Here is a 26,838-nt window from a genome sequence, read left to right as displayed (position 1 = left end):
CTTGAGTAACTATCATTTTGGATTCTGGATGTAAGCACCCCCAGATATATCAGTAGAATTACTTGACAATAACCCAATAATTACGCTCTTGATTCCACTCTTAAACCAAAGTAGGTAAGGACTAGTTCAGTTACGCCATTGTTGATGACTTCATGAACTTCTCCTGGCTCTATGGCGATACAGTTTCCGGGAAGCAGAGGATATTCTTGGTTGTCAACACGAATTATCCCTGAGCCAGCTTCGACAAAAAATACTTCACACATATCTCGATGGGTGTGTGCTGGTGCGGTGTGTCCGGGAGCAAAACGGGCTTGAGAAAAGTTAGTGAGGTGAGGTAAATCGCCAAGGCGTAACATCACCTTTTTTTTGATATCGGGGTTGTGAGAAACGGATTCTTCCGGCAAATTATTGAGGGAAGTGGTAATCATTGTGGTCTTAAGTCGTTAGATAGTTCTACGATACCCCTAGACCCATCAATGCGGACTCGTTGACCATCTTGCAATAGCCAAGTTGCACCTTTGACATCCATTACAGCAGGAATACCATACTCACGGGCGACAATTGCACCATGAGATAATCTACCGCCAGCTTCTGCAATTAGTCCGCCAGCCCTAACTAACAAAGGGGCCCAGCCAGAATCAGTGTAAGGTACAACCAAAATAGTATCGCGGTCGATTTGTGGTAAATCTTGTAAGTTCCGCACAACTTTGACTCGACCGACTGCTTGTCCGTGGCTGGCGGGAATACCTTGTAATACTTGGTCAGAGTAGATAGGAGAAGGTGCTAGGGGGTGCGGTGGTGTATTACCGTAAACTAAAATTGGGACTTGGGGAATTTTGCTATCTTCTATAAATTGCGATCGCCTATATTCGATAATTTCTGGTAAGCGTTCTCGCAACGGTGTATCAGCTTCGGCAATTAGTTGTCTAATTTCGGCTATTTCTAAAAAGAAAATATCTCCGGCTGTTTTGAGTAACCCAGATTTTAGCCAAGTTTTCTCAATCGCTACAAATCGCCAGCGCAATTCGGCTAATAGCCGCGAATACACCTCTGTCACCCGTCCTTTAATATCTATACGTTCTTGGACAAAGCCACGCTTGCGTTTACCTGATAAGGCGCGATTAATCGGGTCAACATCCCCAGTTTCAGGTTGATTACCTTGAATCAACTGGATGAATAACTGCTGAATCGGTCGGGGGTCTTCTTTCCAGGTGGGAACAGCAATGTTAGTCCCCACATCACTTAAATAACCGTAATCTTCTAGCAGTTCGTTAAATTCGTAAAGAACTTTTTGTCCTTCGGGAGTTTGTTCTAATTGTTCAAAAACTCTGTCTGGTTCAAACTCTGGTAATACTTGTCTTGCATCGGCGGCTAAAGCACTGAGCGATCGCAAGGCGGCGACTTCTGGTGTCACACTGTTATCAATCTGCCCATCTTTTACCCGAAAAATTGATTGTCTAATTGCCGCACTCAAGGGCGCTAAAATGCTGTAATACGTACCACGTCGCAGTAATTCTAAGTTAAAGTCAATTCTGGCTAAGATTTCCGACGACTCCATTTCCTCAATTGATTCATGGGCTAATTGAGATAACCCAGGAATAAATAATTGGCGGTAGTCTTGCTTAAATTCTTTGTCTAAATTTAATTCTTGTTTCAGCAACTGCATTAATCCTGGCAGATTCTGCACTGTTGACTGCAACGGCGGGGTACTCATTTTTGCGCCTCTAGTGAGAAATTCTAAACTTTCTGGCGGTAAACCCATCCGCAGAAAAATATCTCCTAAGAGGGAGGCATTAAAATAAGCTCTAGAGTAATGCAATGTAGCAGTATCTGTAAAATCTAACCCAGAAGCGCGATCGCCTAAAACAATTGTGAAAATATCTCCCCACACACCACAAGTTAACGGGCGATTAATTGACCAAGTTAAGGGATGAATCACACCGGGAATCACTTCCGCTGCAATTTTCCTTGTCCAAATTGGTAATAGGGTAGTAATTGGCCTTGCTTGCAACACCCACAAAGTTTGTCCGTCATAACTCCACTCAATATCTTGGGGAATACCGTGATAACGTTTTTCGATGCGGTGGGCGAGGTAAGCTACTTGTTTGAGGATGGATTGAGGGACTTGTCCCGTTCCTTCTATATGAATAGATGAAATATTATCTGTCTCGACAACAAAGGCGCGATATGGTTCTGGTGTAACTTGTCCAGAGACGATTTGAATGGGGCTACCAGGTAAAGCTTCAATGACAATCGCATCACCTTGCTGGGTAATGGGATCACGAGTAAAAGCCACGCCGGAATACACACTCTGCACTTGCTGTTGTACCAGTACAGTCATGGCTGTTTCTGGTAAACCGCGATCGCTACGATACTGCACAGCAGCCGGATGGTTGTAAGAATCACGCACTTGGGCGATCGCATTTTGCAATTGCTGTTTGCTGGTGACACTGATTACAGTTTCATACTGTCCAGCGGCGGAAGCGTGTTCGGAGTCTTCCCCAATGGCTGATGAACGCACAATTAACGGCGATAAATCTGATGGCTGAAGAATGGCGATTAACTTTTCTGGGTCAGCACCAGGAACAATTACCCAACCTTTCGGTACAGGATAGCCCCAACTCTTAATTTGCGAGAGAGTAGCAGCTTTCTGCCCAACTATCGCCCCATCTAATTCATTATCTAAAGTCAAAATTGGGCGATCGCCCTGTAACTTTTCTAATGTTGCTTGTGTATCTGTCTGTGCTTCTTCGGCTGGTAAATCTAAATCGTCAGGCATTTGCCGATAAATCCAGCCTAGTAAGCCAGCTAAGGCGATCGCTGCCAGCATTCTAAATACATCATCCGAATGCACAATAGTCACAAGTAAGGGAAACAAAACTAACACCCCGTACTTTACTGGTTTTTTGGCACGAAATACTAAAAATGTCGTGATTGCCAAAAAGCTGACAAATACAGTCACTAGGGGATCATGGATGAGAAATCCCCAAGCAGCATTAGTGGTTCCTGCACCTTTACCTAGCCAAAATCTACCTAAGACTAAGGCTATCAGGGCGACTATTTCCCAAGGTGATCCATCTGGGAAAAATGCACGAGTCAGAAAAACGGCGGCGATTCCTTTTAACGCTTCTGACAATACTGCCAAAAGCCCTACTAATGTGCCGCCATGATAAAAAGCAGCCGAGACGCTAATGTTTTTTGTGCCTATTTGTGACAATCGCCTACCTGTTAACCCGTTGGTAATCCAGGCTATCAGCGGTAAGCCGCCTAATAAGGGGCAGGCAATTAAAATAACTAAGGCACCCCAAAGTTCAAGCATTGTTGATGTTGGATTTTAGATTTATATTGCATCTAAAATCTCAAATCGCAAAGTCTAAAATCTTTTTGAAGTTTTTTTAAGGGTGTGCAGACATTTTCTCAAAGTCGAATTCCGGGGTCAATGGCCAAAATTCTACCATTGAATAGAACTTACGCATAAAAGCGCAAAATCAAGGCTTTGGGCAAGGTTACAGGGGAGTATGGGTGTAGTTATTCAAAACCCTTACACCCCTAAAACCAGTCTCTACAGACAATTGTTGTACGTAAGTTCTAACTTTGTTACTTAATTTAGGGCATAAGCCGCTTGCAGCGCCCAAATAATTAGGCCAGCAATCGAACCCAAAAGCAACACGGTAGAAATAGTCACCAATTTTGGAGAGTCTGCACCCTCAAATTTCATAATTCCTCTATTTAAGTCGGACATAGCCTTTAATCCTCCTTCGTTAGAGTCCTAATTTGTCCGTTTTGATTGTAGTCCTTCTGTTAGCAAAACAAGTTAAGTTTCTTCTGTTATTTTGTTTAAGCTTTGCAACAAATACATCCCTAAATTTACTTATGCCGTTAGTAGTACTATTTTACTTTATACAAAGAACCAAGATACGGCAGGAAATAGGTAGGAAAATCTCTAGGTATATGGCTTTATTCTGAAGATTAATACCTTATTCTCCTGCATTCTTCTATATACCTGATTTGACTTATTCAGAAATAATCATGTTGGGCGCTAATTAATGAGATTTTTCAGTGAATCTACGAGTTGATAAATCTATGCGTTCAGAAGGACATACTGAAAAAATATAGTATAGTTGATTACTTTATACTTGTAGATTTGCATAATTTATCGCTGAGGGTTAACAAGTGAAAGTAGTAATATTCATGATTTTGGGAGTAATCGGACTACTAATTGTGATTGAGATGGGATTGCGATCGCTTTTTGGTTTTGGTAATCCCCTCGTTTATATTGGCGACTCCCAGATCGGTTACTTATTAGCACCAAATCAAAGCACTCGTCGCTTTGGTAATCGCATTGAAATTAACGAATTTTCCATGCGTAGCAGTTCCATCGCTAAAATTCCTGCACCTTCGACGTTGCGAGTGCTGTTGTTAGGAGACTCCATCGCCAATGGTGGTTGGTGGACGGATCAAAAAAATACCATCTCCAGCTTAATCATGAATTCGCTAACATCAGCGATCGCTGACAAATATCCCCAAGTCGAAGTTTTGAATGCTTCGGCTAATTCTTGGGGGCCAAGAAACGAACTCGCTTATTTGCAGCGATTTGGCAGTTTTGAGGCGCAGGTAGTAGTTTTATTAATTAATACTGACGATTTGTTTGCTCATACTCCTACAGCTTTACCAGTAGGACGCGATCGCAACTATCCAGATAGTAAACCACCTTTAGCATTAGTCGAAGTATGGCAGCGTTATATCACTAAACAACAGCCAATTCCCGAACTCAAAGCACTTCAAACAGAACCAGGCGATCGCGTCGGTGTGAATCTCGCAGCAATTAAGCAAATTCAAGCCATAGTTCGTCAACACAACAGCAAATTTCTCTTAGCCATGACTCCTTTGCTGCGAGAACTCGGCGAACCTGGCCCCCTGGATTACGAAATTACAGCGCGTCAACGGTTGAGTGAGTTTACCAAAACCCAGCAAATTTTCTATATAGATTTTTTACCGCTGTTTAATGAAACTGCCAATGCTCAAGCTTTATATCATGACAGCATTCACATGAACTTACAGGGTAATCAGTTTGTGAGTGCAGCAATTGAGCGATCGCTTCTAGAAATTTTGCAGATCAAAAGTCAAAATTAACCTGTTTCACTATTTTCAACCGAGAAAAAGCGCCAGTTAAAGCGGAATAAAACTGGCGCGATCGTGTTATCGGTTTGTTAGCGTGTTATAAACAAAGTGAATTCAACAGAAAACCCAGCTTTCTTTCCTCAGTTCGAGAAAATCTTTGGTTTTCTTTATCAGGCTACCTAAAACAAATTAATGCCAAAATAAACGTAGTTTTTCTAACATTTTGTTTTAGGTACAAATTATTGCCAGAATAACATATAGCTGAGGAAAGATGAGAATATTACTTAGCATTTCTTAATTTTTTGTCTAGAAAGTAATTTGTTTTACTAAACGCATTTATTGATTGTTATTACCAATTAATGGTGTATGAGAAAAAATAACCTCCGGGGTTAAATAACCACTGGAGGAGATGAGCAAAGACATTTTGTGGACTAGTCTAGATATAAATTTAGCTCTATTACTCAATCAATGCACTCCATCTTAAGAAGAATTAAAGGTTAAGTTGATAAGTTATTGGGATGACAATTTCGCTAACTGCTTATTTGACTGATGTTGTCAGTAGATAAACTTTAAATAGCAAATATTCTCAAATATTGCTGTAATTGTTATTACCATTAATTTTAAATAATTATACTTGCCATCAACCTAAGTAGAGACTTGAGAATTTTTCTGGCAGATTTTTCTAGTCAATGCCGAGTTCTACATCTTGATATATGTTGATATCAATATACAAAGCTTACTTTGATTGAAGGATTTTGCCATACAGTTGTACAATAAGATATAGATGCGATCGCTTTTCGCTATTCACCTTAAAACAAATTGCCTTTGAGCAAGTGTTAGCATCCTGTGGTAAGTTGAGATGCAGAGGGAATAGATAAAGAGCCTTATATTTGTAGGCAAAGGGAATATCTCGTAAAACTCGCTCTGATCAGAGTTTATAACTCTGGGGCGTTTATTTTTGGAATCTGCAAAATTAACACAATACCTGTGTATTAAGCTAGTGCTGCTAAGTATAAACTCATTAGTCATTTTTCAGTTTGTTCTCATCAATATCAATGACTAATAACACAATACAAACTCTGCAAGCCAATGTGTAACTTAAACAGATAACAGCTTAATCACAAATAGCTTCACATAATTTGCTGCTATGTAAATAAACTAGCACAGATGCTTTCTTGGTCATTTCTCAACAGTCTTCACAAATTTAAAATTTCCGAGGATTCAATGACTTTCACTAATTTTACCAAACCCAGAAATGCCTATAAACCTCTGGAACAAGAATCACCCTCATCAGGGAAAATTGTCTTGAAGAATCCTGCCAAAATCGACAATTATCACAATAGAGAACCAAGAACCAGCAGTTCAACAATCAACGGATTAAACCGTGGGCGAGTAGCAATTTTTATTGATGGTGTCAATCTATTTCATGCAGCATTGCAACTAGGCATTGAAATTGACTATCTCAAATTACTTTGCCGTTTAACCTCTGGTTCACGGTTATTACGGGCTTTCTTTTACACAATAGTTGATGTTACAAGACCAACACCAACACGCCCACGGGCGAATGAAAAACAACAAGGCTTTCTGTTTTGGATGCGGCGAAATGGTTATCGAGTAGTTACCAAAGAAGCACAGCTGACAGACACTACAAAAAAACCTAATTTGAATGTAGAAATTGCTGTCGATATGATCACTTTAGCGCCTTATTACGATACTGCTATTTTGGTCAGTGGTGATGGCGCTTTAGCCTATGCTGTCGAAGCTGTCACTAGCAAAGGTGGAAGAGTAGAAGTCGTGAGTTTGCGACCGATGACCAGTGATAGTTTGATTGATGTAGCTGATTACTTTCTTGATCTCGATAGCATCAAACAAGAAATTCAAAAAGATTCCCATTTGGGTTACAACTATCGGTCACTATCTAACTCTCAACTGTAAATTCCATTACTCATCCTCCATCGCAGGTTTTTAGAGTACAATTACAAGCCAGGAAATAACTCTGCGTATTCCGCTAAATTTTGAATTGCGATGGATATTTTAATTGTTGAGGATGAATCTGAAATTGCTCAGTTAATCCAACTGTCTTTAGAAAAAGAAGGATTTTCTTGTCGCATAAGCCGCGATGGTGTTAACGCTTTGCGAATGTTTCAGGAGCAACCGCCTGATTTAATCATTTTAGACTTAATGATTCCTGGGTTGGATGGATTGGAGGTTTGTGCCAGAATTCGGCAAAAACCTGGTACAAAAGACCCTTATATTTTGATGTTGACGGCCAAGGGTGAAGAAATCGATCGCGTGATTGGTTTATCTACGGGTGCTGATGACTACATGGTTAAACCCTTCAGCCCTAGAGAGTTAGTGGCGAGAGTGCGGGCGTTATTGCGGCGTAGTCTCCGCCAAGGCGGACAACATCAAGTCACGCGGACGCAAAACTTTATCGTCGATGTTGAACAACGCACAGCTTCTCGTCAGTTAAATTCTCAAGAAGCAGAAATTTTAGACTTAACCAACCTGGAATTTAATTTATTAAGCACCTTTGTTAGTAATCCTGGGCGAGTTTGGAACCGCACCCAGCTAATTGATAAACTCTGGGGGGATGATTTTTTTGGTGATGAGCGAGTTGTTGACACCCATGTAGCGCGGTTGCGGAAAAAAATTGAGCCTGACCCAGCTAATCCCTCATTTATTAAAACTGTTGTTGGAGTCGGCTATAAATTTGAAGACTCTGCTGTAACGTGAGCGTGATCAACAAAACAGAAGGCAAAAGTAAAAAGTGAGCCAGTGCGGTGGACGGGTTCCCCGGCATAAAGGAGACAGTGCCGTGGGCGGGTTTCCCGACTTGAGGCAACTGTCGTCAACTGGCGAACTCGCAAGAGCTAAAAGGCAAAAAAAGCAGTAACATTTATAGGGTAATAAGCTCCCTGAAAAAAGTATTTGCTTCAAATTCCCTAATTCTGGGGAATTATTTTTTACTTTTTACTTTTTAAAATGAGTTGGCCTTGGACGAAATCTTTGCCTTTGGCATCACGTTTGTTTTTCTCCCACTTGGTAGTCATGATTGTGGGGGTAGTGAGTTTTGTGATTATCAGCAAAGTCTCGTCACCTCGTTTTTTTGTACTGCACTTAGAGCGACTACAAAGCCAGGGTTTAGATTTAATTAACGTCCGGACTGAACTAGTGGAAGGCTTTGAAACAGCTTGGCGGCGCAGCACAATTTGGTCAGTTATTGTTGGTACTACAGCGGCGGGAGGATTGAGCTACTGGGTGTCTAAACGAATTATGCAGCGGTTAACGGAAATGGAACAAATTACTCAAAAGTTTGCCGTTGGTGAGTTAGACGCACGACTACCTCTGTCGGAGATTCCCGAACTAAATCGCTTGGGTGCTAGTTTTAACCGTATGGCTGCTAGTTTAGAGGGTGTAGAAGCACGGCGACGAGAATTAATTGGTGATATGACTCATGAACTGCGGACACCACTAACAGTTGTACGCGGTTACTTGGAACAATTAGCAGATGGTGAAATAGAACCTTCACCGGAAGTTTATCGGCGTTTAGCCAGAGAAACTAGACGCTTAGAAAGATTAGTGAATGATTTGCAAGAACTTTCTAAGGCAGAAGCCGGTTATTTACCAATTAAAATACAGCCGATAAATCTAGTTCCTTTATTAGAGTCTTTAGTAGAAAGATTTAGCGAACAACTGTTAGAAGATGGGCCAGTGCTACGTTTAGATTGCCCTACACCATTACCTTTGGTATTAGCGGATGTTGATCGTACGGAACAAGTGTTAGTCAACTTGGTAGGAAATGCAGTTCGTTACACTACCAATGGCTCAATTACTGTGCAACTTTGGCCGGAAGCATCTCAACTTTGGATTGCTGTGATTGATACGGGGATTGGTATTGCGGCACAGGATTTACCTCATGTATTTGAGCGCTTTTGGCGAGCCGATCAATCGCGCGATCGCCATTCGGGCGGAACTGGGATTGGTTTAACTATTTCTCGGCATTTAGTTGAATTACAAGGTGGAATAATTCAGGTAGAAAGCGAATTAGGAATTGGCAGTACATTTCGTTTTTGTCTACCTTTAGCTTAATGGCTGTTACAAAGCTTTGAAAGAAATGGCTTTATACTCAGCACTCAGCACTCAGCACTCAGCACTTTAATTGTACAAAGAATTGACACAAGCTAGTCGCATTACTGTCATACTCAATTGATAGTTTGAAGATATTCAAACTAGAGTTTTAATTGATTTTTGAGATGACTACTTTTGTACTGGCTTCTTGTTTAGTGAGTTTACTAACTATCTCTGGCTGGGCGGCGATCGCCTATTTATTCCCGCCAAATCACTCCCAAGATTAATAACTTGGATGATCAACTGCCATCTTCTTCCCAATTTTCACTACCCAACAGGTCAATAATTCTATCTCGGAGCAAAAATTCATTTTTTTCAAGTTCAAGTTCAAAAATGGCCCAGTCACGTTCAGGGATATACTTGCACAAAGCATAAATTGGTCGCTGGCGACTAATAAGTCCCTTTTTAACTAGTTGACGTGCTTCGTCTTTAATTAGTTCAATGTCGTATTTAACAGCAATGTCCATACCTGGTTCCTTAGTTTATGATCAAGGAATTAAATTCCCAAGCAATCAATGCTTGGACTTTATCTTAAAATTATCAAAAGAATTTGAGAAAATTGTGACGAACTACAGCATAAAACCTAGCTGAAGCTATGTAATAGAGGATATTAATTCATATTCATCAACATATCTAATTAATTTGGCTTTTAATCTAGTGCGACGTAGACAAATTCTCAATATCTACACTTTGCCCAGAATGACATATTTGCATAAAGTTGTGATCAGCCTCTAGGTAGAGCAGATTTAGAAAAGTTTATATAGATTGATTAAATTGATACAATGATGAGCTATTCTTCCTGCTCTAAGGCATACTTTGCTTGCAAAAGTTGCTGCTTATCTTCTTCGCTGACGGTAGGATATTTTAACTTCAGCGACTCTAATTTAGAACAGATAATATCAGCCACTACCATACGCATAAACCATTTGCGATCGGCAGGAATAATATACCAAGGTGCATGTTTGGTGCTAGTGTGCTGAAAAACCTCTTCGTAAGCAGCCATATAATCTGACCAAAAAGCCCTTTCTCGAACATCATTAGCCGAAAATTTCCAATTTTTTTCTGGAGCATCAATTCTCGCTAAAAATCTTTTTTTCTGTTCAGATTTTGAGACGTTAAGAAAAAACTTTAAAACAATAATGCCATTATCTACTAAATATTTTTCAAAATTATTTATTTCCTCAAATCGCTGTTGCCAGATTTTATTGCCTTTTGGCAAATGAGGAAGTTGCTGTTTTTGGAGAATTTCTGGATGAACCCGCACTACTAAAACTTCTTCATAGTAAGAGCGATTAAATATGCCAATCCTACCTCTTTCTGGCAAAGCCTTCATTGTGCGCCACAGGTAGTCATGGTCTAATTCTTCATGACTAGGAGATTTGAAACTAAAGACTTGGCAGCCTTGGGGATTAATCCCAGACATCACATGTTTAATGGTACTATCTTTGCCAGCCGCATCCATTGCTTGAAAGATAATTAGTAAAGCATAGCTATTTTGAGCATAAAGAGTATCTTGATATTTGGCTAATCTTTCTATGTCTGATTTTAATTTGAGTGCTGCATCATTTCTGTCATGATAATTAGCTGTATAAGCCGGGTCATAATTGTTGAGGAGAGAAATCTTGGCAGCAGGTGGCACAATAAAAGCATCGTGATTCATATAAAGTATGAAGTTTGAAATATCAAGTATTTATGGTGTGTAGGATGGGCAATATTCACAGATGCAAAATAAAATTTTGACTGAATTTTAAGCATTACCCATCTGAGTTTAATTGCTATAAAACATCGCTTATGTTATCGCTTTTTGAGCTTTTTTGGCCTGATAGTGGGTCGCATAGTTTCTCGACCAATCACAAACATCCCGGCTATCCCCAAGCAAACAAACCAAACATATTGGTACCAGTATTGGCGAATCTGCCCAACTGTACTCAGTTCTGGATGCAGTGTATTCAAATACAGTAGCAGCACCAGTATCATTAGTGCGCCAAAACCTACAAAGCTTAAACCTACGCGTAGACGTATAGGCTGTAATTCCCAGTCACTAATTTGTTCTAGGTCAATTTCTGCCAATTTTTGCAACGATGTTTCGGCAACAGTTGAGACTTCTTGCATTCTGTTACTCAATTTTGGGGGCAAAATTGGCACTAATGTTGTTACTGTAGGCCGACGTAGTAACGCTTCGGTATCTCGTAACAATTCTAATGGTTTACGAGCCGTTACTGATTGAGTAAATTCTGTGTTTTTTGTAGCCGTCGTGGCGGTAGCTTCGCCTTCAAAATCCATAGCAGGCTATAGAAAAAAGAGGATACAAATAGCCTAACTAATCAGTGGAAGCCGCGCAAATATCTTTAGTGTCTATGTCTTGATGGGTTCAATTTCACCACCAAGACAGATATATAAAGTCTAGGAAGCGGAGGATTGTAATTTTTCTAATCTTGCTAACACTTCTTGACTATGAACAGATGGGTTAACTTTGACAAAAGTCTCGCGCAAAATACCTTCTGGGTCGATGATAAAGCTGTGGCGCATAGAGACAAAACCAATCCAAGAACCATAAGTTTTGCTGACTGCGCCAGTTGTATCAGCTAATAGAGGAAATTTTAATCCCTCGGAATCACAAAATTCGGCGTGAGAATCGATATCATCAGCACTGACACCAATTATTTGAGTATTTTTTGCTAAATATTTGGGTAAGTCTTGCTGAAAACGCCGTGCTTCGATAGTGCAACCTGCTGTAAAGTCTTTGGGATAAAAATATAGTACTACCCACTTTCCGCGCAAATCGGTAAGAGAGATTTGGCCGTCGCCTGTGTTGGTAGGTAAAGTAAACTCTGGTGCAGGTTGATTCACTGTTGGTAATTTACCACCAAGCGCCTGAGCCGTCGGGGAAAAGTTTAACCAGCTGATGAGGGCAAAACAGCTGGCAAATAATATATTCAAAAAATTGCGCCGAGAAATCATGGTTTAGACCAAAATTACAACTTTACATAAGTTTATAATTCTTGGTTACTGTTATTGTCACCTTGGTCAGATTCACTAGGAATATCTGTGCTTTCAATGTATTGGCTATCGAGAAGAAAAGCTCCTCTAGTAAAGCGGATACCCCAATAACCGCCAGGACGACGGTCAAGGACAATACCTTCTTCGCCAAGATTGATTACATCTGGGGGACGTAACATCGGCATAGGGTCGGCTGTTTTGACGTAAGGTGGTAGCGCCACAACCCGGACTTTACTACCAATAGCGAATTCTTTGGACATATAAAAAAAGCTAGAAGTTTGAATTAACTCCTAACTTTATCCTAAAGGGGTTGCCAATTTTGTTGGGGTAGAGTAAATATAGTTGGGAAAAAATTAGGAATGCGAAAGGAGATGGAACTTATCCCCTCCCGCCATCTTCTGCAAGGAAGCCTAAATTAAGTTAAAAGTTAAAAGATTTATTTGTCTATAGAAAATATTGATTGCACTTCAGTTAGGGGTAAGTGCCAAACTAATTCAGGCTGCCAAGTATCGGGGTCAAAGTTGGAGTGATTACCACGCTGATATGCTTGCCATAATCTTTTCCATGTAAATTCTTGACGAGAATTGAGATTTTTATAAATAACCCTTAATAGACCTAATCCTATAACAAGATTAAACAATCCAAATTTTGCACCTAATAAAAATGCTTGTACTTCTGCTTCACCAATGGGGTCTGCACCATAACCTGTCAGAACATGAACACCATCGTGGAGTTGTTTGCGGCGAAGACCTGTCGTGAAGGGTTTGAGGTTGTGTGTATCGAGAAAATCAACCCAAGCTTGACCAAAAGTGCCGACAGGGAGCGATCGCAATTTTTCTACATACACAATTTGTGGTACATTTTTGCCGCGTGCTTCAGCAACGCGATCGAGTTTATCTAAAAATTTTTGGATGGGGGGATGAGATTTTGAGGAAGCAATATCAGGTTGCATAATTTTGAGATTAAGGATTGTGTGGGGTGGGTTAATTCCCACCCTACTTAAATAACTAGTCGTGCTTATCTCGGTAGATGGTACGAGAGAGACGATTTTCGCGGCGATTGAGTTGTCTTCTTTCTTGAGGAGTTAGATGTCCATCACTACGAATATCCCGTCTTCTTTCAGCTTCCAAAGACGCTTCACGCCGTTCTAATTGCCGTAATTCTGCTCTATTAATTGAGCCGTTTTTAACACCGTGATAGATGCGTTGTTGTTGATTCACTTCGCGGTGATGAATTTCCCCAGCAGAAGCTACGGTAGGTAAAAAAATAGCAGTCGCACATAGAACAATGTATGCAAAGCGGTTCATAAACATAACCTTCTAACTAGTGATAGTTTTTGCTCTGAACTTCAATGCTGGGGTAGCAGAATTAGCTATTGGGTTGTTGGCGTTGTTGACGGCGCTGTTTGCCATTTTGACGTAATTGCTGAAGTTTTGTCCGTTGTTCTGGAGTTAAAACTGCTTCAATTTGTTGTTTAGAAGACTCACGTATTTGCCGCATTTGAGTTTTTTGTGCTTCAGTTAAATTCAACTCAGCAAAACCCTTACCACCTCGACGGCCTGCACGCTGTCCAGGTTGCCGTGATTGACCTTGATTAGCTTGTCTTTGAGCGCGACGTGCTTCAAAGGCTGCTTTTAATTTATCTTTTTGTTCTTGTGTAAGAACATTTTCCATTTGACTGCGGGTATTGCGTTGAATTTGCTGAATTTGGGTCTTTTGGGCATCGGACAGACCTAATTCTGCCCAAGGGCCTTTTTTACCTTGCCATTGTCCTTCTTTTTGAGCTTGAGCAACTAATAGAGGTGAATGAGATAAGGCTTGAGCTTTAACAGCGAAGGATGTTGCAGACAGAGTAAGAGCGATCGCACCAGCAATTAATGATAATGACTTCAGTTTCATTTGTTACCTTGTTTTATTTTCCTTCTGAGGATGTCATCATCATAGGAATTTACTCTTACTCATCACATGAGGAGAAAGTCATGGTTACACCCATGACTTTAGTCATACTTTCTTTTTGTGTTATTTGAGTAACAATAACTTGTAAATTATAGTTACAACAGAATGCAAAATTATCTATATATGTACATTTTCTAGTACAACTCTCAATCAAGCTGTAATGATGAACTAATACTCACTATTATCACTATTAACCCAAGTTTTTGATCACAAATATCAAATAATATGAATCAACCTATTCAAATTAACAATCATCCTTTTCGGTTTTTACTGTATCTAGAATGGATATTGCTAACTCTGGCTATTTCTACATCAACTTTTCCTGATCCTTCGCCGCGATTTGCTAATCAGTTCCCTGAACTTACTATTGGCTGTTTAATTATCTTTGGGTTTATGGGTTTAAGATTACCTACAGGTAAACCTATCTATAAAATAATTTACACAGCTATTGAAATTATTTTACTATTTATTACGGGGATGTTTGGCGGAAGAGTTGCGCGATTGTTCCCGTTTATTTACCTAATTTTAGTCACTCGCAGTTGTTTAATTTTTCAGTTACCTGGACGCTTAGTTGTCACAGGTTTGTCTTTCTCTTTATTTTTAATGACTTTGAATGCTCGTTTACCTCGTGCTTTACCCCCACAAGCGCAAGAGCGTTTTCGGTTTATTACTTTCAACACGGCTCTGTTATTTGGATTAAGTTTAATTTTTGTTTTATTATTAATGAATACTGTATTATCAGAACGGCAAAGTCGAGAACACCTAGCGATCGCTAATGAAAAACTGCGCCGATATGCTTTACGAATTGAAAATCAAGCTACTCTAGAAGAACGAACTCGCATTGCCCGTGAAATTCATGATTCTTTAGGACATTCTTTAACAGCATTAAATTTACAATTAGAAACTGCTTTAAAATTGTGGCAGTCTAATCCAGAGAAAGCTCAAACATTTTTATCCAGAGCTAAAGAACTTGGTTCTAAAGCTTTAAAAGATGTACGCCAGTCGGTTTCAACAATACGGGTTAATCCCTTGCAGGAAAAAACTTTAGAGCAGGCTATCTCTGTACTTTTAGAAGATTTTCATCGAGCTAATGGCGTTAGCCCACGTTGTTTTATTAACCTGGATTATTCCCCACCTCCAGAAATTAATATTGCCCTTTATCGCATTATTCAAGAATCATTGACAAATATTTCTAAATATGCAAAAGCTACAGAAGTGATCTTAGCACTGACTAGTACGAAAAAAAGCTTACGTTTAATGGTTCAAGATAATGGCATAGGTTTTGATATTCAGCAAAATACTACTGGTTTTGGCTTACATAGTATGCGCGATCGCACTTTAGCATTGGGTGGTGAATTTAAGATTAACACTACTCCCAATTCTGGCTGTCAAATTATAGTTGATATTCCTTTATAAAGTTGCAGAGTATGATTAGAGTTTTGCTGGTAGATGACCAAAATTTAATTCGTCAAGGTCTCAAAGAATTATTAAAATTGGAACCAGATTTAGAAATTGTGGGCGAAGCAGAAAATGGTGCGGTAGCTGTAGACTTGGTAGCAAAATTACAGCCAGATGTAGTGCTAATGGATATTAGAATGCCTATTATGGATGGAGTTGCAGCTACACAAGAAATTCATCAAAATTTTGGTAACATCAAAATTTTAGTACTCACAACTTTTGACGATGATGAATATGTTTCCGCCGCATTACAACATGGTGCAATGGGTTATTTACTCAAAGATACACCTTCAGAAGAATTAGCTGCGGCAATTCGCGCCGTTCACAAAGGTTATACTCAACTAGGCCCAGGAATAGTGAAAAAACTATTGAATCAATTTCCTCGTGGTGGGCAAACTCCATCAGAACCTGTGCCGCCTAGTTTAACTGAACTGACACCCAGAGAAAAAGAAGTTTTAAAATTAATTGCGACAGGTGCGAGTAACCGCGAAATTGCCCAGGAATTATATATTTCTGAAGGTACAGTCAAGAATCATGTTACTAATATTTTAAATCGCTTAAGTTTGCGCGATCGCACTCAGGCGGCTATTATTGCAAATACATTTTTAGCTTATTTAAATGAGTCTGATTAATCCAGTCAAGCCAGCCAAACAACTATCGGTTACATTTAATACCCAAAAATCTTAAAATAGCTAATTTTCCATAAATAAAGCCAAGCATTCATCTTTTAAAATGCCTTTTGTTACTTTAATGTTTCTAAAAGACTTGGCGATAATATCATCACAAAAAACATGAATTTGTGACTGATTTAGCCTAATTAAATCTTGAATGGAAACCCCATAAACAATTTCGGATATCCCAGCCCAAATACAAGCTGTCGCACACATAGGACAAGGTTCGCAAGTCGTATATATGGTGTAACCCTCTAAAGAAGGGTTTTTTAGTTTATTTGTTAAACTGCGAATAACATTCATTTCTGCATGGGCAGATGGATCATTATTTCGCTGCACAGTATTATATGCTACCTCAACAACTTCGTCATCCTTGACAACCACAGCACCATAAGGCCAATCACCTTTTTTTGCTGCTTCTAAAGCTAACCGCATAAAATATTCTTGGTTCATTTTCGTTATTATCAGGGAAAAATCATGCTCAATCATATCTCATGATTTATGAGATGCAAGTACAGACTCGAAAGGTCGAAAAAATATGTTGTTAAGTAGAGAAAAAACAGAATTTTATCTAACAGACTTGGAAACACCTACAGGTAAAATTATCAATCTGACAATTGCCGCTTTAGTGCTAATTTCGTCAGGAATTTTTGTGGCTCAAACTTATAATATTCCTTATAATATTAGGTTTTTGCTAGATTTAATTGATACTGCTATCCTTGTAATTTTTGCAGTAGAATACATAATTCGTTTCTGGAGTGCTGAAAACAAACTTAAGTATATTTTTAGCTTTTATGCAATTATTGATTTAATGGCGATATTGCCCTTTTTTCTCGGCGCAGTAGATATCAGTTTTATTCGCCTATTAAGATGGTTTCGTATTTTACGATTAATTAGATTTATCGATCAAAAGTTTTTATTCGCCAGCATCAGTACAGAAGATGGGCTAATTTTCGCGCGGATATTATTTACATTATTTGCCATTATTTTTGTTTATTCGGGGTTAATTTATCAAGTTGAACATCCAGTAAATCCACTCTACACTACATTTTTGGATGCGTTTTATTTCTCGGTTGTGACCATGACGACTGTCGGATTTGGGGATATCGCACCAATTTCTGAAGTCGGTCGTTTGTTAACTGTATTGATGATTTTAACAGGTGTAGGCTTAATTCCTTGGCAAGTGGGAGATTTAATTAAGCGTTTGGTAAAAAATGCTAATCAGGTAGAAACTGTGTGTTCCGGCTGTGGTTTAGCTTTTCATGATATGGATGCAGCTTTTTGTAAAAGATGTGGTACTAAATTGAGAATTGGCAGTGGTGGTGGCTAAAACTGAGTGTGATATAATACATTGCAGAGTTGAAAAAGCGAGATGTATTGAAAAACCGCTGCCAAGATTTTGACAATTAATTTTTCCTAAATTTAGGAATTTCCTTATAAGGAGTAAAAGTAATGGATACATTACTGCATAATCCCGTTGCAGATATGTATGGGCCGAACTTTCTGTTATTGTATGGTGTTGTTATTATCGTAACTTTGTTACTGTGTGGGCGGTTAGTCCAGGATCCGACAAAAAATCAGCCTTTACCGCTAATTCCGGCGGAACCAGATCCTTACAAAATCGCTTACTTGCGTTCTCAAGCAACAGGAATTACTCATTTAGTATTATTCAACTTGATTCAGCAAGGTTATTTGCAAGTTAGCGGACAGACTATTAGCAAAATACCCAGCCATCCCGACACATCAAATTTAGAGCCAATAGAACAGCAAGTATTGGAAAAGTTTTCGGAACCTGCTACAGCTAAAACATCCCTTTTGCTGGCTACCCAGTGTGTACAGTCATTCTGCATTGCTTATCAAGAACAATTGAATGATGAACAATTGCTGTATGCAGGCAAATGGCAAATATGGAACGTTAAAGTTGGCTTAATTGGGGCAATGCTTATTTTGAGCTTAGGCGGTTATAAATTGCTAATAGCTCTGGATAAAGGACGCTATAACGTTAGTTTTTTGATAGTTATGGGTGTATGTTCTATTATCTATCTGCTGTGGTTTGTGAGCAAGCACCATTCGCCCCTAAGTCATCTGGGAAAAAGGTATTTACAACAACTTCAAACAACCTTCGCGCAACTCATAAAAAAAGCTAGATATCATATTCCTTCTCTATTTGACTACAACCTGTTAATAGCAATCTTTGGTGTAGAGGCTCTTGCTGGTACTTCCTACGATTCCTATTACAAAGCATTCTTTCCACCTACTTATTCTTACAGAATAAGTAGCCGCACCACTAGCAGATCATCTAATCGTTCAAGTGGTAGTAGTTCTGGTGGTAGTTCATGCAGCAGTGGTAGTTCTGGATGTAGTTCGTACAGTAGTAGTTCATGCAGCAGTGGTAGTTCTGGCGACAGTTCATGCAGCAGTGGTAGTTCCTGCGGTAGTTCTTGTGGTGGGGGTTGTGGTGGTTGTGGCGGTGGAGACTAGAGAGAATGTCATCAAGACTTGGACGACAAATGTCATACAACAGGCTGTCTGAAGAATTGAGACTGAAAGAATGTTAGATAAACCTGTACCAAGCACAATTACAAAATCGGTAATACTCAAGTTACTGATTATTTCAGTGGCGATAGGTTTAGTAGTGGCGATCGCAACAATAGTACCAGATATGCCTGATCCTGATTTTCTGCTTTTCTATGGTGCTATTGTGACTATCACAGTGCTAGTTAGTAGTTGGCTAGTCCTAGATCCCACAAAAAATCAATCTTTACCGTTAATTCCTCTTGAACCAGATCCTTACAAAATTGCTTACCTGCGTTCTCAAGAAATAGGAGTCGCTAAAGTAGCAGTGATGGACTTGTCACAGCGCGGTTATTTACAAATCACGGAAGAGTCTATCCAGCAAGCGGAAAATCATCCTGATATCTCTTTGCTAACAACAATACAGCGTGAAGCATTTGATTGGTTTGCTACACCGACAACACCAAGAACATCTGGGTGGTTATTAGCTAGACAATTGCAGCCGCACTGCACAGTTTATCAGCAGCAACTCCTAAATGAACAACTGCTAACTTCTGACAACCTGAAAGCTAGAACAGAGTTAATCAAATGGATAGGGGCTTCTATCATTGTCGGTTTGGGCGGCTTTAAGTTGGTAATAGCTTCGTTACATAGTCGCAATAATATGGGTTATCTCGTGCTGATGGGAATATTCTCGTTTTACTTTCTTCAGAATGCCTGTCAGATAACTCAACATAGAAGTCTACTAGGGGTAGAGTACCTGAAACAACTGGAAGCAACATTTAAGCAATTAAAACAAAAAATTCAAGCTGATATCCCGGAAGCAACTTTCGCACAGTTAAAACAAAAAGTAGAAATTGGCATTCCTTCTGCGTTTGAATATAACTTGGCTGTAGCACTCTACGGTTTTGATTTACTTGCAGGAACTCGTTACGACAGATATCAAAATATTTTTGTACCCGTGAGAACTACTACCAGTAGTCAAAATAGTAGTTCTGGCGGCTGTGGCGGAGGGGGATGTAGTGGCGGCGGTTGTAGCGGTTCCTGCGGTGGCGGTGGTTGTGGGGGTTGTGGCGGTTGTGGTGGAGACTAAAAAATGATGTTATCTCATCTCCCTAGTTTAGGTGTCGGACTGGGTTTTCGAGAACCATTCAAAAGTGATTTGTTTCTCAACCGTCAACAAGTGGACTTTCTGGAAATTGTGGCCGAACATTATCTTGATGCACCTGTACAAAAACAACAAGAGTTAGAAATACTGGCTGCACATTTCCCGATAATTCCCCACGCCATTAATTTGTCGCTGGGTAGTGCGGAAGGTTTAGATACAGATTATTTACGCAAACTTGCAACCTTAATTAAACAACTTAACCCGCCTTGGTGGAGTGAACATATTTGTTTTACCAAAGCTGGCGGTGTGGATATAGGGCATTTGTCACCCTTACCTTACACCAAAGAGGCGGTAGATATACTCTGTCGCAATATTGCCGAAGTGCGGCGCTTTGTTGATGTGCCGTTAATTTTGGAAAATATTACCTATATGGTAAAACTTCCTGGTGCAGAGATGACCGAAGCCCAATTTTTGGCAGAAGTGGTAGAACGTGCTGACTGTGGGTTGCTGTTGGATGTGACAAATTTACATACCAATGCGGTGAATTATGGTTATGATGTGCATGATTTTCTCAATGATTTACCTTGGGAACGTGTTGTACAGTTACATTTCGTTGGTGGACATTGGCATGATGGTGTATTAATTGATAGTCATTCCCAGTCCACACCAACCGAAGTCTGGCAAATAATGGAGGAAGTTGTAGGCCGTATTCCGGTGAAAGGGATAGTGTTAGAACGGGATGAAAATTTACCCCCGTTCACAGAAATAGCCCAAGAATTGCAAACAGCACGAGAAATTGGTAGGAGTCATCAGAGATGGGGTTAGCAGAAACTCAGCAAGTTTTAGCCCAGCTTTACACCAATACTGAATTTCGAGAGCGTTTTTTTGCCAACCCGCAAGCTGTGGGTGTGGAGTTTGGCTTGAGTGATGATGAAGTGCAGCAGTTAGCAGAAGTTTCATCACAGGAAGTCAATATATTTGCCAATTCTCTCAAGTGGAAGCGGTTAGGGGAAATAAGGGAATTATTACCTCGTACTGCTAAGGCGTTGGGGAAAAATTTTAATACCTTGTTTTGGCGATATGCAGAGACTTATTTACCTACGGGAATTAAAAAACATCGGGATGATGCGATCGCTTTTGCTAACTTTATGATTAAGGTGGCGCAAAATGAAAATTTAGAACCTGCTTGGATAGGTGATTTAGTCAGGTATGAACAAACTTGGTTGTTAGCATATCAACCTGGAATTTGCTTGAAATTCTGTTGGTTGCGTTACGCTGTCCATCGTGATTTTACAGCAAAACCAACTTTGGCAATTTGGTGGCGTTTATCGGGGCGATCGCAATTACGTCATATAATATTACCTCACGCAGAGGAGGACACTTGCGTGGGCGGGTTTCCCGACTTGAGCAAAGTGTCCGTCGCGCAGAGTCGCGGAGAGTATCAGGAGTTATAGATTAACTTTACTCATGAATAAAATAGACCGTCAACGGGAACATCAAGCCAATGAAAGAACTTTTTTAGCTTGGTTGAGAACTTCCATCGCTTTAATTGGTTTTGGTTTTGCCATTGCAAGGTTTGGTCTATTTTTACGCCAATTAAATACGGCAATTACGCAACAAGAACCAACAGTACATCCGCTATTTAACTCGGAAAATTTAGGAGTTGCTTTGGTGATTGTGGGAGTAGGTGCGATCGCTTTAGCTGCTTGGCGATATAATCAGGTGTTCTGGCAAATTGAACGGGGAGATTATCAACCCAATCGTTTACCTGTTTGGTTTATCACCACAATTGTGATGATTTTAGGCTTGCTGAGTATTCCTTTACTATTTTTCCGAAATCATGTTACGCCGCGCCCATCTGTAATGTCGCCTCAGCCACAAACGAAAAATATTAGGTAATAATCATTATTGTTTAATTCATAGATTAAGGCATATTTAAAAATTTAATTTTGTGCTTTTAAATATAATCAGCTAAAATTTTAGAATAGATTAAACAATAAAATAAAGCTGATTTTACATTAGAAATCAAATCCCGAACCTGTACCCCCACGAATGAGAAGTACTCGTTTAAAAACCTTTGCCAGATATTGTTTTGGCGCTTGAGTACATCGTTAATAGATATAAATAAATAAAGTATTTCGGATGAGATACTAAAGCTTATAATCACTATTTAGAGTCAAATCCAAAGCCCGCAAGTGGTCAATCAAATATTATCCTAACCAGGGATAATCCTACCTACATATATTGGATTTTCCAGTTAGATGCAGCTAACATGAAACACCAACTTCTAGGCTTTAACTATTTCTAATTAGTATCACAACGCTGTCTGATAGTGCCGTTTAAAGGCTAGGACTACAATTATGAGTCAAACCTTTGCAACCATCGACGGGAATGAAGCTGTAGCCCGTGTTGCTTACAAATTAAATGAAGTAATTGCTATTTATCCTATCACCCCCTCTTCGGCAATGGGCGAGTGGGCAGATGCTTGGTCAGCGGAAAGCCGCCCTAATCTTTGGGGTACGGTTCCCAGCGTTGTACAGATGCAAAGTGAAGGTGGTGCGGCTGGTGCAGTTCATGGGGCGCTACAAACAGGTTCTCTGAGTACGACTTTTACGGCTTCTCAAGGGCTATTGTTGATGATTCCCAACCTCTACAAAATTGCTGGGGAACTCACTAGCACAGTTGTTCATGTGGCTGCACGATCTTTGGCTACTCACGCTTTATCAATTTTCGGCGATCATAGTGATGTGATGGCGGCGCGGGCGACTGGCTTTGCTTTGTTGTGTTCCGCTTCAGTGCAAGAAAGTCACGACTTAGCCCTCATCGCCCATGCAGCTACTCTCAAATCGAGAGTTTCGTTTATGCACTTTTTTGATGGGTTCCGCACCTCTCATGAAGTGCAGAAGGTGAAATTACTGGCGGATGACGAGATTAAATCGCTCATTCCCGATGAATTAATTTTAGAACACCGCGCCCGTGCTTTAACCCCAGACCGCCCTGTGTTACGCGGTACAGCCCAAAACCCTGATGTTTACTTCCAATCGCGGGAAGGCGCTAACTCTTACTACAACGCCTGTCCAGAGATTGTGCAGGACGTTATGGATCAATTTGGCGATCGCACAGGTAGATACTACCGCATTTTTGAATATCACGGTGCGGAAGATGCAGAACGGGTAATTGTCATCATGGGTTCTGGTTGTGAAACCGTCCATGAAACAGTGGATTATCTCAACGCCCGTGGGGAAAAAGTAGGCGTGGTGAAAGTGCGCCTCTACCGTCCCTTTGATGTCCAAAGGTTTGTTGATATGTTACCAGAAACTGTACAAGCGATCGCGGTTTTAGACCGCACCAAAGAAGCAGGTAGCGCCGGCGAACCACTATATCTCGATGTGGTCGCAGCTATCCACGAAATCCGTGCTGAACGTGGTAGTGGTAGAGACAAAGTTCCATCTGTGACTGTTGCTGCGCGTGGTAGTGGTAGAGACAAAGTTCCATCTGTAACTGTTGCTGCGCGTGGTAGTGGTAGAGATAAACTTCCATCTGTAATTGTTGGTGGACGTTACGGCCTTTCCTCCAAGGAGTTTACTCCGGCGATGGTGAAGGCCGTCTTCGACAACCTCGCGCAACCGACACCAAAAAATCATTTCACTGTGGGTATTCACGACGACGTTACCCACACTTCTCTCAACTTTGACCCCAACTTTTCTATTGAACCCGATAACGTCGTCCGAGCGATGTTCTATGGGTTGGGTTCAGATGGTACGGTAGGGGCGAATAAAAACTCCATCAAAATTATCGGTGAGGGAACCGATAACTACGCCCAAGGTTATTTCGTCTACGACTCCAAAAAATCCGGCTCGATTACCGTTTCTCACCTGCGGTTCGGGCCGCAACCCATTCATTCTACCTACCTCATAGACAAAGCTAACTTTATTGGCTGTCACCACTGGGTCTTTCTAGAAAAAATAGATGTGCTGCAAGCGGCGGCAACTGGGGCGACAATTTTATTAAATAGTCCCTTTGATCAGGATACTGTTTGGCGAAATCTCCCGCCAAAAGTGCGACAGCAAATTTTAGATAAGCATCTGAAATTGTTTGTAATTAACGCCAACCAAGTCGCTCGCGACAGTGGAATGGGGGGACGCATCAATACAATTATGCAAGTATGCTTCTTTGCTTTAGCTGGGGTATTACCACAAGCAGAAGCGATCGCCAAAATTAAAAAGGCGATCGAAAAAACATACAGTAAGAAAGGTGCAGATATCGTCCGTATGAATATGCAAGCGGTGGATATGACACTGGATAATCTGCATCAAGTCCAAGTCCCCACCACCGAACAAAGTAAATGGCTAGATGAGGAATTATTCTCTACAACTTCCTTACCTGTAACTGCGCCCGAATTTATTCAAGAAGTCCTTGGTAAAATCATGGTTTGGCAAGGTGATGATTTACCTGTCAGCGCCTTACCCGCAGATGGAACCTTCCCCACAGGAACAGCCAAATGGGAAAAACGCAACGTCGCCCAAGAAATTCCCGTTTGGGAACCGGATATCTGCGTACAGTGCAATAAATGTGTGATGGTTTGTCCGCACAGTGCTATTCGTGCAAAAGCTTATGCAGAAAGTGAATTAGCTAATGCACCACAAGCTTTTAAGTCGGTAAATGCCAAAGATAAAGACTTTAATCATCAAAAATTTACTATTCAAGTTGCCCCAGAAGATTGTACAGGTTGCGCTATTTGTGTAGATATTTGCCCGGCCAAAAATAAATCTGAACCGACTAAAAAAGCCATTAATATGGCGCAGCAACTACCTTTAACAGAACAAGAAAAGAAAAACTGGGATTTCTTTTTAAGATTACCCAATCCTGACCGCAGAAATTTAAAATTAACCCAAATTCGTCAACAACAATTACAAGAACCCTTATTTGAATTTTCTGGTGCTTGCGCTGGTTGTGGTGAGACACCTTATTTAAAATTATTAACCCAATTGTTTGGCGATCGCGCAGTCATTGCCAACGCCACTGGCTGTTCTTCCATCTACGGCGGGAACTTACCCACCACACCTTGGACTACCAACGCCCAAGGACGCGGCCCGGCTTGGTCAAATAGTTTATTTGAAGATAACGCCGAATTTGGTTTTGGTTATCGCTTATCTATAGATAAACAAGCAGAATTTGCCACCGAATTATTACAACAATTAGGCAGTGAATTAGGTGATAATCTTGTTCATTCCATCCTCAAAGCAGAACAAAAAAACGAAGCCGATATTTGGGAACAACGGGAAAGAGTAGCATTATTAAAAGAAAAATTAGATAAAATTCTCACTTCTGAAATAGACGCTAATTTAATATCTAAAACCAAAATTCTCAAATCCCTCGCTGATTATTTAGTTAAAAAAAGCGTCTGGATTATCGGCGGTGATGGTTGGGCTTATGATATTGACTTTGGTGGTATTGACCATGTGTTAGCCAGTGGTCGCAACGTCAATATTTTGGTGATGGATACAGAAGTATATTCTAATACAGGCGGACAATCTTCCAAAGCCACCCCCAAAGCAGCCGTAGCGAAATTTGCCGCCAGTGGTAAGCCAGCACCAAAAAAAGACTTAGGCTTAATGGCTATGAACTATGGCAATGCCTACGTAGCCAGTGTAGCTTTAGGTGCAAGAGATGAACATACCCTCAAAGCCTTTTTAGAAGCCGAAGCTTACGACGGGCCATCATTAATTATTGCCTACAGCCATTGCATTGCTCACGGCATCAACATGACCACCGGGATGAATCACCAAAAAGCATTGGTAGAATCAGGACGATGGTTATTGTATCGCCACAATCCCCAATTACGAGAAAAAGGTAAGAACCCCTTGCAATTGGATATGCGCCCTCCTACACAATCTGTAGAAGCATCAATGTATCTAGAAAATCGCTTCAAAATGCTCACCAAGAGTAAGCCAGAAATTGCCAAGCAATTGTTAGAACAAGCACAAGCCGAAGTTGATGCACGTTGGCAAATGTATCAATATTTAGCCCAACAGAATCCTTAGTCGATGCACGTTGGCAAATGTATCAATATTTAGCCGAACCGAATCATTAAAATGATCTCAGTTGGTATTCTGGTTGAGAATGATATGGTGCTAAAGCATCCCATTTCAACACATCGTCTAACAAAGCTTGATAGCCTAATGTATTGGGATGTAAACCATCGACGTTCATTCTTTGCTGTAGCCAAGTTTCACCGCGTCCCATCCATTGGTCGAAAATATCCAAGTAAGGAATTTGGCGTTGGTTACAAGCTAGGCGTGTAGCTTCTTTGTAACGGAGTTGGTCGCTGTGATTAAAGTAAAAACAATCCAGAAATGGCATCTTGGTTTCATCTACGGGTGTCATACCCACAAATAAAACTGGGCAAAGTTGTTGTGCCAAATCTAGCAAATGGGCGATATCTGTCTCAAAAACGGCAAAATCTGTGTAATTTTTACCATTGGGACGACCTAACCGTGCTGAATCATTCAACCCGACGGAAAGAATAATTAAATCGGGAACGCGGTTGCGGAGTTCGCCGCGATGGCGAAATTCTACTTCTAGTCTTTGGGCTACCTGTTGTGTGCGATCGCCTCTAACACCTAAATTATATAAAACATGACCAGCACTACCGGGCAACATCCACCATCGCCGCAGTTGTTCTACCCAACCACCACGTTCGGGATCACCAAAACCGTAAACTATGCTGTCTCCAAGAGCGACAATCTTCAAAGACTGACATTGATTCGGGGCTAAAGACAGTTGCATTGAAGAAAGAGCTTGTAGTGTTTGCATCCTAAAAAAGACTATATTTTATATCTTTACAAGATTCTATACATTTCTACACTATTCCAACGT

At 40.4% G+C, this 26,838-nt stretch carries 26 protein-coding genes; 13 read left to right on the top strand and 13 right to left on the bottom strand.

The window, feature by feature from the left end:
- Nucleotides 1–80: 80 nt before the first annotated feature.
- The 3 genes from NCWK1_RS15850 to NCWK1_RS29620 form a co-directional block, all read right to left on the bottom strand.
- Complete coding sequence (locus tag NCWK1_RS15850) at nt 81–428, bottom strand: cupin domain-containing protein (RefSeq protein ID WP_103125371.1); 348 nt, start codon at nt 426–428, stop codon at nt 81–83.
- Complete coding sequence (locus NCWK1_RS15845) at nt 425–3,319, bottom strand: glycerol-3-phosphate acyltransferase (protein ID WP_103125370.1); 2,895 nt, start codon at nt 3,317–3,319, stop codon at nt 425–427. Before NCWK1_RS15845 ends, NCWK1_RS15850 begins: the two co-directional genes overlap by 4 nt.
- 282 nt (nt 3,320–3,601) lie before the next feature.
- On the bottom strand, nt 3,602–3,742 hold the full coding sequence (locus NCWK1_RS29620; protein ID WP_015114367.1) for a hypothetical protein: 141 nt from the start codon (nt 3,740–3,742) through the stop codon (nt 3,602–3,604).
- Nucleotides 3,743–4,173: 431 nt separating this feature from the next.
- On the opposite strand from NCWK1_RS29620, the gene NCWK1_RS15840 reads away from it, so the two are divergent.
- From NCWK1_RS15840 to NCWK1_RS15825, 4 genes are all read left to right on the top strand, one after another.
- Nucleotides 4,174–5,133 carry an SGNH/GDSL hydrolase family protein gene (locus NCWK1_RS15840; protein WP_103125369.1) on the top strand — a complete coding sequence of 320 codons (960 nt, stop codon included), beginning with the start codon at nt 4,174–4,176 and terminating at the stop codon, nt 5,131–5,133.
- A 1,212-nt stretch (nt 5,134–6,345) separates the two neighbouring features.
- Nucleotides 6,346–7,056, top strand: a complete 711-nt coding sequence (locus NCWK1_RS15835; protein WP_103125368.1) for a LabA-like NYN domain-containing protein — start codon at nt 6,346–6,348, stop codon at nt 7,054–7,056.
- Nucleotides 7,057–7,146: 90 nt separating this feature from the next.
- Nucleotides 7,147–7,857: a response regulator transcription factor gene (locus NCWK1_RS15830; protein ID WP_103125367.1), complete on the top strand. Its 711-nt coding sequence runs from the start codon at nt 7,147–7,149 to the stop codon at nt 7,855–7,857.
- A 249-nt stretch (nt 7,858–8,106) separates the two neighbouring features.
- On the top strand, nt 8,107–9,213 hold the full coding sequence (locus NCWK1_RS15825; RefSeq protein WP_103125366.1) for a sensor histidine kinase: 1,107 nt from the start codon (nt 8,107–8,109) through the stop codon (nt 9,211–9,213).
- 278 nt (nt 9,214–9,491) lie between these two features.
- Here NCWK1_RS15825 and NCWK1_RS15820 read toward each other — a convergent pair whose 3' ends face one another.
- The 8 genes from NCWK1_RS15820 to NCWK1_RS15785 form a co-directional block, all read right to left on the bottom strand.
- Nucleotides 9,492–9,719 (bottom strand): DUF4327 family protein, encoded by a 228-nt coding sequence (locus NCWK1_RS15820; RefSeq protein ID WP_103125365.1) that lies wholly within the window; start codon nt 9,717–9,719, stop codon nt 9,492–9,494.
- A gap of 323 nt (nt 9,720–10,042) precedes the next feature.
- Complete coding sequence (locus tag NCWK1_RS15815; RefSeq protein WP_103125364.1) at nt 10,043–10,912, bottom strand: polyphosphate kinase 2 family protein; 870 nt, start codon at nt 10,910–10,912, stop codon at nt 10,043–10,045.
- Nucleotides 10,913–11,046: 134 nt separating this feature from the next.
- Nucleotides 11,047–11,535 carry a hypothetical protein gene (locus NCWK1_RS15810; RefSeq protein ID WP_096576816.1) on the bottom strand — a complete coding sequence of 163 codons (489 nt, stop codon included), beginning with the start codon at nt 11,533–11,535 and terminating at the stop codon, nt 11,047–11,049.
- Between the two features lie 120 nt (nt 11,536–11,655).
- Entirely contained in the window at nt 11,656–12,213 is a 558-nt protein-coding gene (locus tag NCWK1_RS15805; protein WP_103125363.1) for a peroxiredoxin, read from the bottom strand.
- A 32-nt stretch (nt 12,214–12,245) separates the two neighbouring features.
- Nucleotides 12,246–12,512, bottom strand: coding sequence for a regulatory protein SipA (gene sipA / locus NCWK1_RS15800; protein ID WP_096576812.1), 267 nt, complete (start codon nt 12,510–12,512; stop codon nt 12,246–12,248).
- A 176-nt stretch (nt 12,513–12,688) separates the two neighbouring features.
- Complete coding sequence (locus NCWK1_RS15795) at nt 12,689–13,204, bottom strand: Coq4 family protein (RefSeq protein ID WP_103125362.1); 516 nt, start codon at nt 13,202–13,204, stop codon at nt 12,689–12,691.
- A gap of 55 nt (nt 13,205–13,259) precedes the next feature.
- Entirely contained in the window at nt 13,260–13,559 is a 300-nt protein-coding gene (locus NCWK1_RS15790) for a hypothetical protein (protein WP_096576808.1), read from the bottom strand.
- Nucleotides 13,560–13,620: 61 nt separating this feature from the next.
- Complete coding sequence (locus NCWK1_RS15785; RefSeq protein ID WP_103125361.1) at nt 13,621–14,151, bottom strand: Spy/CpxP family protein refolding chaperone; 531 nt, start codon at nt 14,149–14,151, stop codon at nt 13,621–13,623.
- Between the two features lie 282 nt (nt 14,152–14,433).
- Between NCWK1_RS15785 and NCWK1_RS15780 the strand changes: the two genes are divergently transcribed.
- Together NCWK1_RS15780 and NCWK1_RS15775 are read left to right on the top strand one after the other, a co-directional pair.
- Entirely contained in the window at nt 14,434–15,624 is a 1,191-nt protein-coding gene (locus NCWK1_RS15780) for a sensor histidine kinase (RefSeq protein ID WP_103125360.1), read from the top strand.
- Between the two features lie 11 nt (nt 15,625–15,635).
- Nucleotides 15,636–16,298 (top strand): response regulator, encoded by a 663-nt coding sequence (locus tag NCWK1_RS15775; protein WP_096576802.1) that lies wholly within the window; start codon nt 15,636–15,638, stop codon nt 16,296–16,298.
- A 60-nt stretch (nt 16,299–16,358) separates the two neighbouring features.
- On the opposite strand, the gene NCWK1_RS15770 is transcribed toward NCWK1_RS15775, so the two are convergent.
- Nucleotides 16,359–16,790 (bottom strand): nucleoside deaminase, encoded by a 432-nt coding sequence (locus NCWK1_RS15770; protein ID WP_096576800.1) that lies wholly within the window; start codon nt 16,788–16,790, stop codon nt 16,359–16,361.
- 85 nt (nt 16,791–16,875) lie between these two features.
- Between NCWK1_RS15770 and NCWK1_RS15765 the strand changes: the two genes are divergently transcribed.
- The 7 genes from NCWK1_RS15765 (at nt 16,876) to nifJ (ending at nt 26,003) form a co-directional block, all read left to right on the top strand.
- Entirely contained in the window at nt 16,876–17,667 is a 792-nt protein-coding gene (locus NCWK1_RS15765) for an ion transporter (RefSeq protein ID WP_103125359.1), read from the top strand.
- Between the two features lie 122 nt (nt 17,668–17,789).
- On the top strand, nt 17,790–18,818 hold the full coding sequence (locus tag NCWK1_RS15760; protein ID WP_103125358.1) for a TIGR04222 domain-containing membrane protein: 1,029 nt from the start codon (nt 17,790–17,792) through the stop codon (nt 18,816–18,818).
- Between the two features lie 70 nt (nt 18,819–18,888).
- On the top strand, nt 18,889–19,944 hold the full coding sequence (locus tag NCWK1_RS15755) for a TIGR04222 domain-containing membrane protein (protein WP_103125357.1): 1,056 nt from the start codon (nt 18,889–18,891) through the stop codon (nt 19,942–19,944).
- Between the two features lie 3 nt (nt 19,945–19,947).
- The gene (locus tag NCWK1_RS15750) at nt 19,948–20,784 is read left to right on the top strand and encodes an MbnB/TglH/ChrH family RiPP precursor modification enzyme (RefSeq protein ID WP_103125356.1); all 837 of its coding nucleotides are present in this window, start codon (nt 19,948–19,950) and stop codon (nt 20,782–20,784) included.
- Nucleotides 20,775–21,413 carry an SCO6045 C-terminal-like domain-containing protein gene (locus tag NCWK1_RS15745; RefSeq protein ID WP_245894910.1) on the top strand — a complete coding sequence of 213 codons (639 nt, stop codon included), beginning with the start codon at nt 20,775–20,777 and terminating at the stop codon, nt 21,411–21,413. Before NCWK1_RS15750 ends, NCWK1_RS15745 begins: the two co-directional genes overlap by 10 nt.
- A 13-nt stretch (nt 21,414–21,426) precedes the next feature.
- Nucleotides 21,427–21,858 carry a YidH family protein gene (locus tag NCWK1_RS15740; protein ID WP_103125355.1) on the top strand — a complete coding sequence of 144 codons (432 nt, stop codon included), beginning with the start codon at nt 21,427–21,429 and terminating at the stop codon, nt 21,856–21,858.
- A gap of 461 nt (nt 21,859–22,319) precedes the next feature.
- Nucleotides 22,320–26,003: a pyruvate:ferredoxin (flavodoxin) oxidoreductase gene (gene nifJ, locus NCWK1_RS15735; protein WP_103125354.1), complete on the top strand. Its 3,684-nt coding sequence runs from the start codon at nt 22,320–22,322 to the stop codon at nt 26,001–26,003.
- A 46-nt stretch (nt 26,004–26,049) separates the two neighbouring features.
- Here the strand turns inward: nifJ and NCWK1_RS15730 are convergent, their stop codons facing one another.
- On the bottom strand, nt 26,050–26,775 hold the full coding sequence (locus tag NCWK1_RS15730) for a GDSL-type esterase/lipase family protein (protein WP_187308160.1): 726 nt from the start codon (nt 26,773–26,775) through the stop codon (nt 26,050–26,052).
- Between the last annotated feature and the right edge of the window lie 63 nt (nt 26,776–26,838).

The sequence above is a fragment of the Nostoc cycadae WK-1 genome, assembly GCF_002897135.1.
GTDB lineage: Bacteria > Cyanobacteriota > Cyanobacteriia > Cyanobacteriales > Nostocaceae > Nostoc_B.
Note: the sequence above shows the minus strand (reverse complement) of the source record. Positions and strands in the feature narration are given on the sequence as shown.